Below are 13,900 nucleotides of genomic sequence, written 5' to 3'. Positions count from 1 at the left end.
GATTTGCAGTCGGATGGTGCAGTATACGCTATTGCTCGGGAAATATGTCGAATCCTATGTCTGAGATGATAGTAGAAAGATAGCTCGAAAGGCGCTTTTATGCATAACTGCTGGGGAGGTAAGAACATGTCTCAAGCGAATGATGGAGTAGCTCGGTGGGGGGACGATAAAATTGAAAGAAATGGTGTAAATTTTATCGTCCGTGATGAAAACGGATCGACCATTGCCTATGTCACAAATCGTGTATCAGAGGATGGATATCTATGGTTGGAACACACGGTTGTATCTTCTCAGTTGCGCGGTCATGGCATAGGAGGACGTTTGGTGCAGAAAGTAGTTGAGATGGCGAGAAATGAAGGACTCAAAATCGTTCCTGTTTGTTCCTTTGCCGTAGCAGAGTTTAAAAAACATCCAGAATATCATGATGTTTTGGCAGACCCAGCAAACGCTTCATCTTAATAAAGAATCAAATTGCCATGACCATGGGTTAATGATCCCAATGTCATGGCAATTTTTACGTCTATTCCATAAGAGATATAGCGGAATGTTTACTTGGTGACGACGTGAACAGCCTGACCCAGACCTACTTCGGCAGCTTCCATGACCATTTCACCTAGAGTTGGGTGTGCATGAATGGTAAGCGCCAAATCTTCTAGCGTAGCGCTCATTTCAATGGCTAATCCAAATTCAGCTATCATATTAGAAGCCTCAGTGCCTACAATATGCGCGCCAACTACAACACCACTTTTCTTGTCAGCTACCACTTTTACAAACCCGGCATCAGCATTCAGGGAAACAGCTCGACCATTAGCTGCAAATGGGAAACGGCCAACAGCAATCTCTCCATATTGTTTCTTGGCCTCTTCTTCGCTTAAACCAACCGAGGCCATTTCCGGATCAGAGAAGACGACGGCGGGAATACAACGGTAGTCGACAATGCTGGGGTGTCCAGCAATAGCTTCCGCAGCTACTTTGCCTTCATAGGAGGCTTTGTGGGCAAGGGCAGCTCCTGGCACAATATCACCAATTGCAAAAACTTTAGAGTTCGTTGTCCGTCCTTGTGTGTCCACTTTCACCAAGCCTTTTTCATCTACTTGGATACCAGCAACGTCAAGACCTATGTCATCTGTGTTGGGGCGGCGTCCTACGGTAACCAGCACATAGTCAGCAGTGACTTTCTGCTCGTTGCCGTCTTTGTCTTTGAAAGTCAAAGTCACTTCTTTATCAGTCTCTTCGACAGATTGAGCCATGGCTTTGGTGTGAATTTCCACGTTGTATTTCTTCAAATTGCGTTCTACCAGACGAACCATCTGTTTATCGAACGCGGCGAGGATGGAGTCGAGTCCTTCTACAATCGTCACTTGGGAGCCAAATTTAGCAAAAGTTTGTCCCAGTTCTGTACCAATGTAGCCTCCGCCCACAATGACCAATCGTTTTGGCACTTCTTCTAAATTCAGTGCTTCTGTGGAACTGATCACTCGCTTGCTGTAGGGCAACGATTTTAATTCGATGGGACGTGAACCTGTAGCCAAGATGCAGTGTTGGAACGTAAAGCGTTCACTCTCATGTTCCATCATAATGCGTACTTCATTCTCTTTGGTAAAGAAAGCTTCACCGGAGATGACTTTAATTTTATTGCCTTTCATGAGCGTTGATACGCCACCGGTCATTTTTTCGACAACCGTTTTTTTCCAGGCTTGAACTTTGCTGAAGTCCAGTTCTACGCTCGATTGAATACCAGGGAAAGGTGATTCTTTGGCAGCTTCATACTGATGAGCTGCTGAAATTAAAGCTTTGGAAGGTATACAGCCACGATTGAGACAAACTCCACCCAATTCCGCTTTGTCTACTAATGTCACTGATTTGCCTAGCTGAGCTGCACGAATCGCGGCGACATAACCACCAGGACCGCCACCAATGACAAGAACATCCACTTCTTCGCTGAATTCCCCAACTACCATGTCGTTACACCTCCATCAAAAGTAAACGCGGGTTTTGCAAGAAAGATTTGATGTCGTTCAGGAATTGTTGGCCTAATACTCCATCAATCATGCGGTGATCGAATGACAAGCTAAGTGCCATCATTTGGGCCGGTTCAACTGCGCCATTACGAATGACCGGTTTCTCAACAATACGTCCCACACCTAAAATAGCCAATTCGGGATAGTTGATAATAGGCGTAAAGAACATGCCACCAGCCGATCCGATATTCGTAATGGAGATGGTGCTTCCCTTCATTTCATTCGGGCTCAATTTGCCGCTTCGCCCACGTGTCGCTAAATCGTCAATCTCTGAGGCAATGTTCCACATGTTTTTGCGATCCGCGTGTCGAATTACGGGAACAATTAAACCGCGATCGGTATCAGTAGCAATGCCCACATGGTAATAGTGTTTCACCACAAGTTCTTGTTTTTCCTCGTCATATACTGCGTTGATGGTGGGGTGTTTTCGCAATGCAGCAATTAACGCCTTAACAATGAATGGCAAATAAGTAATTTTAACGCCGCGATCGGCCGCAAGAGGTTTGATCTCTTGCCGCAATTTGACAAGTTCCGTCACGTCTACTTCATCCATCAGGGTCACATGAGGTGCTGTATAGGCTGAGCGAGCCATGGATTCAGCAATCTTTTTGCGAATCATGGTAAGCGGAATACGCTCTTCTGTCTCGCCATCGTCTAGAGAATGAATCTGTGTTGATGGAGCGTTTTGACCGTCTTCTGATTTTGAAGCAGCGACTTGTGTGCCTCCTTGTTTGAAGGCGTCAATATCTTCCTTGGTAACTTTACCGTTATTGCCGGTACCGGTAACTTGACGAATATCGATTCCTTGCTCTCTTGCGTACTTGCGTACTCCAGGTGTTGCGAGAACTTCATGTGCAGAAGATAATTCTGGTGTAGATGACTCTTTATTAGCTGGTGCAACAGCTACCGGTTTTTCTTCCGGTTGGGGCGCTTGTTCCTGGGGTTTGGAAGCTGTTGTGTCCACATTGCCCTCTCCAGCAACTTCCAATGTCATCAATACATCTCCAACCACGGATGTTGTCCCTTCACTTACTTTCAACTCGATGACTTTGCCCGATACAGGTGAGGGTAGTTCCACTAGTGCTTTGTCATTTTCTACTTCTGCTACCGCGTCGTCTTCCTGGATAGTATCTCCCGGTTGGACCAACCAGCGAGCAATGCGGCCTTCATGCAAACCTTCACCGAGTTCTGGAAGCTTTAATTCATATACAGCCATTCATGTCACCTCCTCAAAGTTAAAGACTCATGACTTTGTCCAGACCGCGGATAACAAATTCGGGTGTCGGGAGCCATTCGTCTTCGATTAAACCAAATGGATAGACAGTATCAGGCGGTGAAACGCGCAAAACGGGAGCTTCCAAATGGAAAATAGCATTCTCTGTGATCTGAGCTACAATCTCTGCTCCAGCGCCTGCAGAACGTTGAGCTTCCTGCAATACGATGGCGCGATGAGTTTTCTTGACAGAGGCTACAATTGTATCCAAATCAATAGGACTAATGGTGCGCAGATCTATCACTTCAGCTTCCAATTGCTTTTCCTTTGCCCATTGTTCTGCTGCTTTAAGTGCCGTATGAACCATAGCCCCATAGGTGACAATGGTGATATCTTTACCTTCACGCACTACGTTTGCCTGGCCGAGCGGTATGGTATACGCATCTTCTGGAACTTCTTGACGTATCGAGCGATACAATTTCATGTGTTCAAGAAACAGTACCGGATCGTTATCACGGATAGCTGATATCAGTAAGCCTTTAGCATCGTATGGATTGGACGGAATAACAACTTTGATGCCAGGGGTTTGAACAAACAAACCTTCAAGGCTGTCAGCATGGAGTTCTGGGGTCCGAACACCTCCACCAAAAGGCGCACGAAAAACCACGGGACAATTGTAACGGCCGCCAGAGCGGTAACGCATACGCGCTGTTTGTGAAGCGATTTGGTCAAACGCTTCAAAGACAAATCCAAAGAATTGGATTTCTGCAACCGGACGAAAACCTTGTGTGGACAGCCCGTTTGCTAAACCAGCAATACCAGATTCAGCCAAAGGTGTGTCAAAGACACGATCTTTACCATATTTGGCCTGTAATCCATCTGTAGCACGGAAGACACCGCCATTGTGACCAACGTCTTCACCAAAGACCAGCACTTTTTCATCTAAACCTAACTCATTGTCGAGTGCATTTGTAATCGCTTGAATCATTGTTAATTGCGCCATAGTATTAGTTTCCCTCCTGACCGCTGAATTCTGCAATTTGCCGTTTCAGAGGAGCGGTTGGCGTTTCAAACATGCTCTCCAGTAATCCTGGAATTGTCATTTTTTCTACCGCATCCGCTTTTTTCAAAGCGTCGTTGATAGCATCTTTGGCTTCTTCCATGACTCGTTCTTCATCTTCCTGAGTCCACAGCCCTTTGCTCTCCAAATAGGTGCGGAAGCGAATCAGAGGATCGCGTTTTTCCCATTCCGACTCTGTTTCTTTGCTGCGATAACGAGTGGGGTCGTCTCCTGACATGGTGTGTGGGCCGTAGCGGAATGTCACTGCTTCGATCATTGTTGGACCATCACCGTTGCGAGCGCGATCGACCGCTTCTTTGGTGACACTGTACATGGCAAGCACGTCCATGCCGTCCACTTGGATGCCCGGGATACCAGCGGCAACCGCTTTCTGCGCCAGTGTTTCAGCCGCTGTCTGCAAAGAGACGGGTACAGAGATGGCAAATTGATTGTTCTGAACAATGAAAACAGCAGGCAATTGAAAAGCTCCGGCAAAGTTCATGCCTTCATAAAAATCACCTTGCGATGTTCCACCATCACCGGTGTAAGTGATAGCCACTCGTTTTTCACCTTTTAGTTTGAAGGCCATGGCAATGCCTGGGGTTTGGACGATTTGTGCGCCAATGATGATTTGCGGCATCATGACGTTAACATCTTCTGGAATGCGTCCACCCAACTGATGTCCGCGCGAATAGAGGAATGCCTGATGCAATGGCCAGCCATGCCATACGCATTGGGGCACATCACGATAACCAGGGATGATAAAATCTTCTTTCTTTGTAGCGAATTCGCTGCCAATCATGGAACCTTCTTGACCAGCGACTGGAGCGTAGAAACCAAGTCTTCCCTGTCTCGTCAGACGCACAGCGCGCTGATCCCAGACTCGTGTAAAGACCATTCGGCGCATGATTTCACGCAACTCTTCATCGCTCAGTTTGGGCAGTCGGTTAGAGTCAACAACTTTACCGTTCTCATCCAATACTTGAACGTAGGGGACAGAACGTTCCTTGACAGTTGTGCTCACATTCTTCACCTCATTCGTCAAAGTGAAATTCAATCCTCAGTTTGAAGCTTTGCTTGCCCAGGCATACGGCCTAAGAGAGAGCCATTGCATGTCAGAGAGCATCGCACTAGTGATACAGAATCAAATTCATTATAATACACTTGTTACAAAGTAGCGATAGTCACATAAAAATCCGATATTTATCTGTTATATAACGTGAATTATTTTTTCTGATACAGTGTAGGTACAGCAGCCGTTTGAACAAAGGAGAGTTGCCCATGGATACATCACGCAAGATAGAAGCTCACGTATGGCAGAGTCGTGCTCTTGGTGAGGAGCGCACAGTCAAGGTCTATCTTCCCCCCAACTATGACACGCATACGGCGTATCCGATTGTTTACTGTCATGATGGACTGGAGTTTTTTACACACGGGCGTGTAGCCACGATTGCTCAACAACTGATTGCCGAAGGTCGTCTCAAACCAGTGCTGATTGCTGGAATTGCAGTCAATCTGCAACAAAGAAATCAAGACTACGCAATGGACGGCACTCGACACGAAGCTTATTGCGAATTTGTACTGGATGAGTGCATACCAGAAATCGAACAACATTATTCGGTCGATCCGGCACAACGATCTATGGCGGGTATATCGCTTGGCGCAGTCGCTACACTCTCCATGATGCTGCATAAACGTTCCTTGTTTCGCCACTTCATGCTTTTTTCTGGCGCCTACTTTCCGAGTGTACAAGAGGCGTTGCGCATGGTAGCCGATCTATCTGAGTATCGCGCTTATATGGTGGTAGGTGATGAAGAGGCGGAGGCAACGACACCGAATGGTGTCTATGATTTTTTAACCTACAATCGGCAAATGCGCGATTTGCTGCAAGAGCGGGGAATGGACATTACTTATAAGGAAGCGCCAGGTAATCATATTTGGGGATTTTGGCAGAAATTGCTCCCTGACGCTTTGACATGGTGGCAACCTACCCGCTGACGCCGCCCATTTTTCTTCTTGGTGATACTTCGGCGAATTGGGTCAAGTTCTACCGGAATAGGATAAACCATTCCGGTAGACGCGCCCTTCCAGGTTGTGTCAGGTAACCAAGAAGAAGACAGATGGGGGGATTTGCGTGAATTTTCTCGATCGATTGAGTCGTTACCGGGCGGAAGAAGAAGCACTCCGCTGGGAAGGTACGTTTTCTGATTATTTAGAAATTGTCCGTTCCAATCCTTCTGTTGCCAAAAGCGCTCATGCGCGTATTTATGACATGATAGTGGCTGCCGGAATTGAACAGGGGGCAGACAATCGTCCCGTCTATCTGTTTTTTGAACGTGAAATGTATGGTCTGTCACAAACGCTGGAGCGTCTGGTTGAAGAGTATTTCCACGCAGCCGCTAAGCGTCTTGATGTACGCAAGCGAATTCTGCTTCTCATGGGACCCGTCAGTGGAGGTAAATCGACTATTGTGACCATGCTCAAACGCGGACTTGAAAGGTATTCGCGTACGGATGCAGGCGCACTCTATGGTATTTCCGGGTGCCCCATGCACGAAGAACCTTTACATCTCATTCCCCAAGAACTGCGTGATGAGTTTGAGAAAGAGTATGGCGTACGAATTGAGGGCAATCTTTGTCCCAGTTGCCGTCTCATGCTTGAAGAAACATATCAAGGACAGGTCGATCGCGTTCCAGTTGAGCGTGTATTGCTTTCCGAAGAACGTCGAGTAGGCATTGGTACCTTCAGCCCCTCTGATCCTAAGTCGCAAGATATAGCCGATCTGACGGGGAGTATCGATTTTTCCACTATTACAGAGTTTGGATCAGAAAGTGATCCGCGCGCGTATCGATTTGACGGTGAATTGAACAAAGCAAACCGGGGCTTAATGGAGTTCCAGGAGATGCTCAAATGCGATGAGAAGTTTCTATGGAATTTGCTCAGTCTGACTCAGGAAGGGAATTTTAAAGCAGGCCGTTTCGCTTTGATATCTGCGGACGAAATGATTGTGGCGCATACGAATGAAGCTGAATATCGTTCCTTTGTTGCCAATCGCAAGAATGAAGCACTGCAATCACGGATGATTGTCATGCCTGTACCCTATAATCTGCGCGTCGACGATGAAGTGAAAATCTATGAGAAGTTAATCAAGGCCAGTGATCTCTCACAAGTTCATATTGCACCCCATACCCTCAAAACAGCATCGATTTTTTCCATTTTGACAAGGTTGAAGGATTCTAAAAAACAGGGTATGGATTTACTGAAAAAACTCTATCTCTACAACGGGCAGGCTGTGGAAGGCATGAAAGACTCAGATGTCAAGGAGTTGCAAGCAGAATATCCAGATGAAGGAATGTCGGGTCTTGATCCACGATATATCATCAATCGGATTTCCACAGCCCTGATTCGCCGGGATACACAGTGTATCAATTCTCTTGACGTGTTGCGTGCCATAAAAGACGGTCTCGATCAACACGCTTCCATCTCTAAAGAAGATCGAGAAAAACTTTTAAATTTCATTGCTATTGCTCGCAAAGAGTACGATGAAATGGCTAAAACTGAAGTGCAAAAAGCGTTTGTCTATTCTTTTGAAGAATCTGCGAAGACATTGCTCGACAACTATTTGGATAACGTGGAAGCCTACTGTAACTGGCAAAAAATCAAAGATCCACTGACGGGTGAAGAGATTGACCCAGACGAGAGGCTCATGCGTTCTATAGAAGAACAAATTGGTATTTCGGAAAACGCCAAGCGAGCCTTTCGAGAAGAAATACTTATTCGCATCTCGACATATGCCCGACGTGGCAAGCGTTTTGAATACAATTCTCATGAACGCCTTCGGGAAGCGATTGAGAAAAAACTTTTCAGTGATTTAAAAGACGTTGTTAAAATCACAACTTCCAGTAAAACTCCAGATGAACAACAATTGAAAAAGGTCAATGAAGTGACGGCCCGCTTGATTGACGAACATGGTTATTGTCCGATTTGTGCCAATGAGTTGCTCCGTTATACAGGCTCCCTTTTGAATCGATAATCAAATTTGGCTGGCAAGGGGGTGGAGACGATGTCGAATGAATCATTCACGCTCTCGAAAGAAGACTGGTCGCTCCATCGCAAAGGGCAACAAGATCAAGAACGTCATAAGGAAAAGGTCAAGGAGGCCATCAAAAATAATCTTGCCGATCTCATCAGTGACGAAGGCATCATCATGAGCGATGGTCGGCAGATTGTTAAAATCCCGATTCGTTCGTTGGAAGAATACCGTATTCGCTACAATTATTCGAAAAATCGACAACCGGGAACTGGCAAAGGTGGTTCCCAGGTTGGAGATGTGATTGGCAACGGTCAGCCTGGCCAAGGTCAGGATCAGTCAGGGGCGGGGGATGGGAAAGGCGTTGACTACGAAGAAGCTAGCGTGACTTTGGAAGATATCGAAGAAATGCTTTTCGCTGAGTTGGAGTTGCCGAATCTTGTACCTAAATCGAATGAAAATATTCAGGTTACGGATGTGGATTTTCGAGACGTCCGGAAAAATGGCCTCATGTCCAATATTGACAAACGCCGTACATTATTGGAGGCCATTCGGCATAGTGCTCGAAACGGATCGGACAAAATGATGATTCGTCCAGACGACTTGCGTTTTCGTACGTGGGAAGACACCATTGAGCCAGATTCCAATGCGGTTATTTTGGCGCTGATGGATACTTCGGGGTCAATGGGATTGTTTGAAAAATATGCTGCGCGGACATTCTTCTTTTGGATGGTTCGGTTTTTGCGTACGAAGTATGAGAATGTGCATATCCGTTATATTGCTCATCATACGGAAGCAAAGGAAGTATCAGAGGAACATTTCTTTACCAAGGGTGAAAGCGGTGGAACCATTTGTTCCTCCGCATATGATTTGGCGCTACGTATCATTCAACAGGACTATCCTGCCGGTTCTTATAATATTTATCCTGTCCATTTTTCGGACGGTGATAATCTCACATCTGACAATGAGAAATGTATCAAACGAGTAGAAGAAATCTGTAAACTCTCGCAGATGTTTGCTTATGCTGAAGTAAACGCTTATGCTCGCTCTTCGACACTCATGTCGGCATACAGTAAAATGCAGAATCCACTCTTTCGAAAGTTTGTCATTCGTGAGAAATCGGATGTCTATCGTGCACTGCGTGCATTCTTTTCGGCCGCTCCGGAGGAGGGGAATACTGCTTGAACGTTCAGGAAATTGAAAAATTAGAAAAAAGCATCGAGTCTATGACCCAATTAGCCCGTACATGCGGGCTGGATTTTTATCCAATGCGTTATGAAATTTGTCCTGCAGATATTATCTACACGTTCGGCGCCTATGGCATGCCAACTAGGTTTTCGCATTGGAGCTTTGGCAAAATATTTCATCGATTGCGTTTGGAATATGACTTTGGCTTGAGTCGCATTTATGAGTTGGTTATCAATTCTAATCCTTGCTATGCGTTTTTGCTGGAAGGAAATACATTGCTACAAAATCAAACTGTCTGTGCTCACGTGTTAGCGCATTGTGATTTTTTTAAAAATAATGCCATGTTTGCTCATACACCTCGTGATATGGTGGAACGTATGTCGATTTCTGCTGAACGCATTCGCCAATATGAACTTCAGTATGGACGCGGTACGGTGGAATCTTTGCTGGATGCTGGTCTAGCTCTTCAAGAGCATGTGGACGCTTCGGTTTCTGGACGTCGATATCGTAGGGAGTGGCGTGAACAAAAGGATAGAGAAAGACGCGGGCTGTACTCTGAAGATAGACCGTCTAAAAAAAGATCGGACTATGATGATTTGTGGGCAATTGGCGACGAGCTACAAATAGAAAGTACCTTTGTCGAGGAACAGAGTACACGTTTTCCTCTTCCGCAGAAAGATATCATGCTCTTCCTAATAGAACACAGTCCTGTACTCAAACTATGGCAACGGGACGTGCTCTCTATTTTAAGAGACGAAATGCTTTACTTTTGGCCGCAAATGGAGACCAAGATTATGAACGAAGGTTGGGCAACATACTGGCATTTGCGAATTATGCGTGAGATGGATTTGTTGCCGGAAGATTCGATTGAATTTGCCAAGATGCATGCCGGGGTAGTTCTTCCTTCCCGTACAACCATTAATCCTTATTACGTGGGGTTGGCAATTTGGGAGGATATTGAAAAAAGATGGAGTAAGCGTCAAACACCTTCTTCAACAGCAAGTGAAGGACTCGGTTCGGCTGGTCGGGAAAAAATGTTTGAAGTGCGCGAGATGGAAAATGACATTTCCTTTCTGCGCAATTATCTGACGAAGGAATTGATGGAGCAACTCGATCTCTATCTTTATCAAAAAGTAGGCAATGAGTACCGGGTTGTAGAAACAGATTACGAGCAAGTTCGCAACGCGCTATGTGCTTCGCGTCTGAATGGGGGAATTCCCGTCATTCTTGTAGAAGACGGAGATTATCAGAGAAATGGAGAATTGTTCTTGCGCCATGCGTATGAAGGTGTGGAACTCGATTTAAAACAGTTAGAAAAAACACTTCCCTATTTGTATCAATTGTGGGGAAGAACCTGCCATTTGGCTACTGTAGTGGAAGGGCGGGAAGTGATTTTTAGCTGTGATGGCAAGCGCACACAACGAAAATTTGTTTAGTGTAGTTGCATTCTTGAGATTGGAATAGAGACGAAAATGATGGCATTTGCCGTTTCTGTTTTCTGCATTCACTATATAATGTAATACAAAATGAACTGAACAGGTGATGGAGCCCACCTTAACCGCCTCTATAGGATAATAGCTCCTACAAATTTATGAAATTTGTAGGGGTTTTTATATTTTGCAAGCATAAGTACATATGCGTAAATTGCTGTAAACCAACGTCTAACTGCGTTCAGGACAGGCAAACGTCTTGGACTGTTTTTCCATTCCTGCATAGGGTATGTCAAGCTGCCTGTTGAATAGGCATCCAAATCGTATGAAGGAGGAAAAACAAGTGTTTAGTTTGGCTGGAGCAGATTTGACGCGTTTTTTGTTCGCTATGGTACTCCTGTTGGCAGCCGCGAATCTTCTTGGTTACGTAGCTGAACGACTCGCCATTCCAAGAGTGATTGGAGAGGTCGCAGGTGGTTTATTACTGGGGCCAACCTGCTTTGGTACCTTGTTTCCCGCTAGTTTTCATTGGCTCTATCTCGGCTTTCATTCGGAAAGCGATCTTTTTGGGTTTATTTATCAATTAGGAACCATCTTGCTGTTATTCACCGCAGGATTGAAATTTCAGTCTCGATTTGCGAAGTCAGATATTAAGACTGGATTAGCGATTATTGTCGGATCGACCATCATACCCTTTCTGGTTGGCTGGTTGTCGACATTCGTGTTCAATCCGTCTCAGTTTGAAGGACCCGATCACAATGTTATCGCTTTAAAAATCATCGTCGCCATTTCTATAGCTGTAACTTCCATACCAGTCATCTCCAAAATTTTTAGCGATCTCGGTATAATGCACTCCCGTTTCGCTAAAATCATTGTTGCCATTGCTGGTATACACGACCTTATTCTCTGGGTGGCTTTGGCAATCGCTTCCGGTATGGTAACGGGGGGACATGTCAGTTCAACAGGTGCAATCAATGTTTGGATGGTCTCCAAAAGCCTGGTTATAACATTGGCTTTTCTGGTGGTCTGCATTGGGGTTTTACCTTGGGCACTGCGCAAATTGACTTCAAAAAGGGCTAATTTGCTATTTCGGGCTTCCTTTTTAGGGTACTTTCTTGTCATTCTTTTTGCGCTGTCTGCTATTGCCGGATATCTACAAGTAGATGTGATGTATGGGGCTCTATTAGCGGGTATTGCCACTAAATTCAGTCTTCCTGAAAACCTTTTTAAAAAGTTAGAAGAAGGGGTTCTGGGGATTTCCTATGGTTTCTTTATTCCATTGTTTTTTGCCATCGTTGGGATGCAGTTGGATTTGGCGAAAAACTTCAGTTTTGGGTTCTTCATCCTCTATCTGATCTTTGCCACACTGGTGCAAGGACTGGTTGTCTATTTTACCTGTCGGATCATTCGTATAGATAAGTTAACCAGTTTCAATTTTGCCGCGGCGATGAATGCTCGTGGGGGGCCGGGTATTGTGCTTTCAACTGTGGCTTACTCATTAGGTATTATTAATCAAGATTTTTTCGCCATACTGGTTATGCTGGCACTCTTAACATCCTGGATGGCGGGTTCTTGGCTTCGTTATATTCTCAAAAGCGGCAAACGACTTATGCCTGGTGATGAAAACCTAGTGATTCAAAAAGCGCAAGAAGAAATAGATTTTCAATGGGAGCCCAGTCTAGAGTAAACCAATCTGTACACTGACCTGGTTCAGCCACAAATCAAAAACAATTTCTAGCTCTGAATCGATGAAGAGAGGCTGAGTAGCATCGGCCTCTATTTTTTATTCAGGAAAATGAATGTGACCACAAATTTTACTGATAATTATATCATTTTTATATTGCCAAACCAAAACGTTTTGGGTATAGTGTGGATAACGCTTTCATTACTATTCATTTTTCATTTGGGTGTGTTCATTTAATGACAGTGACCATTAGAGATGTGGCGCGGCAGGCAGGTGTATCCATCACCACAGTCTCGCGCGCATTTAACGGCTATCAGGATGTTAGTGAGGAAACAAAGAAAAAAATATTGCAAGTCGCTGAAAGTCTAAACTATCGACCGAGTCGGGTTGCTCGCAGTCTCGTGCTGCAGCAGACACAAAGTGTTGGCTTGATGATTTCAGATTTCAACGTCAATCCTGGTGGACATCATTTTCTCTTTGATGTCATAGCCGGGGTGCACGACAGACTAGCCTATCTAGGCTACGATATTACATTAGTCAGTACCACAACAGCACGTCAGCGCCTGATAAGTTATATCGATTTCTGTACTGAACGTCGTTTGGAGGGAGTCATTGTTATGGGGATGCGGCTTGATGATCCATACATGCAGGAAGTTGCAGAAGCTAAACTGCCTTCTGTAGGGATTGACTTGCCCATTCTCAGCCGTTATTGCGGATACGTCATGACAGACAATGTCAACGGTGCCAGGCAAGGTGTTCGTTATCTCATATCCCAAGGGCATCGTTCGATTGGATTTGTTAACGGGCATGCTCAAGCTGCTGTCAGTGTTGATCGTTTGCGTGGTTATCAAACGGCCATGCAGGAAGCCGGCCTAGAAGTAAAAGAAGACTGGATCATTCACTCGAATTTTTTGGTTGATGGAGGTGAAACAGCAACTCGTCAATTGCTGCAAAATCATCCTGAAATGACTGCCATTTTTTACGCTAGTGATTTGATGGCTATTGGCGGAATGCGCTGCATTCAGCGGATGGGTAAAAAGGTGCCGGGCGATATAGCAGTTTTAGGTTATGACAATATTGATTTGGGCGAATGGGTGACTCCCATGCTCAGCACTGTCGCTCAAAAGCGTTACGAGATGGGCGTTGCAGCCGCTGATATGTTGATGGGAATGTTGCTTCGTCAAGAAGAACCCGGTGGTCGGCTGTTACCACCGTCACTGGTCATCAGGGAAAGTTCGTAAGCCAATTTCCTGAGATAGAGTTCGTGTTGTCTA

11 protein-coding genes and 1 riboswitch are annotated in these 13,900 nt (G+C 45.3%); of the genes, 7 read left to right on the top strand and 4 right to left on the bottom strand.

Going from position 1 to position 13,900, the window contains the following annotated elements; genetic code table 11:
- Positions 1-126 precede the first annotated feature (126 nt).
- Positions 127-459 (top strand): GNAT family N-acetyltransferase, encoded by a 333-nt coding sequence (locus tag BUA75_RS05305; protein WP_165611951.1) that lies wholly within the window; start codon positions 127-129, stop codon positions 457-459.
- Positions 460-548: 89 nt separating this feature from the next.
- Here BUA75_RS05305 and lpdA read toward each other — a convergent pair whose 3' ends face one another.
- From lpdA to pdhA, 4 genes are read right to left on the bottom strand one after another with little or no spacing between them, the layout of a single operon-like run.
- Positions 549-1,961: a dihydrolipoyl dehydrogenase gene (gene lpdA / locus BUA75_RS05300; RefSeq protein WP_072873533.1), complete on the bottom strand. Its 1,413-nt coding sequence runs from the start codon at positions 1,959-1,961 to the stop codon at positions 549-551.
- A gap of 4 nt (positions 1,962-1,965) precedes the next feature.
- The gene (locus BUA75_RS05295) at positions 1,966-3,237 is read right to left on the bottom strand and encodes a dihydrolipoamide acetyltransferase family protein (RefSeq protein ID WP_072873532.1); all 1,272 of its coding nucleotides are present in this window, start codon (positions 3,235-3,237) and stop codon (positions 1,966-1,968) included.
- Positions 3,238-3,256: 19 nt separating this feature from the next.
- Positions 3,257-4,237, bottom strand: coding sequence for an alpha-ketoacid dehydrogenase subunit beta (locus BUA75_RS05290; protein WP_072873531.1), 981 nt, complete (start codon positions 4,235-4,237; stop codon positions 3,257-3,259).
- A gap of 4 nt (positions 4,238-4,241) precedes the next feature.
- Entirely contained in the window at positions 4,242-5,327 is a 1,086-nt protein-coding gene (pdhA, locus tag BUA75_RS05285; protein ID WP_072873581.1) for a pyruvate dehydrogenase (acetyl-transferring) E1 component subunit alpha, read from the bottom strand.
- 248 nt (positions 5,328-5,575) lie between these two features.
- On the opposite strand from pdhA, the gene BUA75_RS05280 reads away from it, so the two are divergent.
- The 6 genes from BUA75_RS05280 to BUA75_RS05255 all read left to right on the top strand — a co-directional run bounded on the left by BUA75_RS05280 (position 5,576) and on the right by BUA75_RS05255 (position 13,867).
- A complete protein-coding gene (locus BUA75_RS05280) occupies positions 5,576-6,292 on the top strand; it encodes an alpha/beta hydrolase (RefSeq protein ID WP_072873530.1) in 717 nt (238 codons plus the stop codon).
- 136 nt (positions 6,293-6,428) lie between these two features.
- The gene (locus BUA75_RS05275) at positions 6,429-8,327 is read left to right on the top strand and encodes a PrkA family serine protein kinase (RefSeq protein ID WP_072873529.1); all 1,899 of its coding nucleotides are present in this window, start codon (positions 6,429-6,431) and stop codon (positions 8,325-8,327) included.
- Positions 8,328-8,357: 30 nt separating this feature from the next.
- Positions 8,358-9,509 (top strand): sporulation protein YhbH, encoded by a 1,152-nt coding sequence (gene yhbH, locus BUA75_RS05270; protein ID WP_072873528.1) that lies wholly within the window; start codon positions 8,358-8,360, stop codon positions 9,507-9,509.
- A complete protein-coding gene (locus BUA75_RS05265) occupies positions 9,506-10,948 on the top strand; it encodes a SpoVR family protein (protein ID WP_072873527.1) in 1,443 nt (480 codons plus the stop codon). The genes yhbH and BUA75_RS05265 overlap by 4 nt, the downstream gene beginning before the upstream one ends.
- Positions 10,949-11,041: 93 nt before the next feature.
- A riboswitch (Fluoride riboswitch) is annotated at positions 11,042-11,103 on the top strand.
- Between the two features lie 182 nt (positions 11,104-11,285).
- Positions 11,286-12,629, top strand: coding sequence for a cation:proton antiporter (locus tag BUA75_RS05260; RefSeq protein ID WP_072873526.1), 1,344 nt, complete (start codon positions 11,286-11,288; stop codon positions 12,627-12,629).
- A 233-nt stretch (positions 12,630-12,862) separates the two neighbouring features.
- Positions 12,863-13,867 (top strand): LacI family DNA-binding transcriptional regulator, encoded by a 1,005-nt coding sequence (locus BUA75_RS05255; protein ID WP_072873525.1) that lies wholly within the window; start codon positions 12,863-12,865, stop codon positions 13,865-13,867.
- The last annotated feature ends 33 nt before the right edge of the window (positions 13,868-13,900 follow it).

The sequence above is a fragment of the Alicyclobacillus tolerans genome (assembly GCF_900142255.1).
Classification (GTDB): Bacteria; Bacillota; Bacilli; order Alicyclobacillales; family Alicyclobacillaceae; genus Alicyclobacillus_I; species Alicyclobacillus_I tolerans.
Note: the sequence above shows the minus strand (reverse complement) of the source record. Positions and strands in the feature narration are given on the sequence as shown.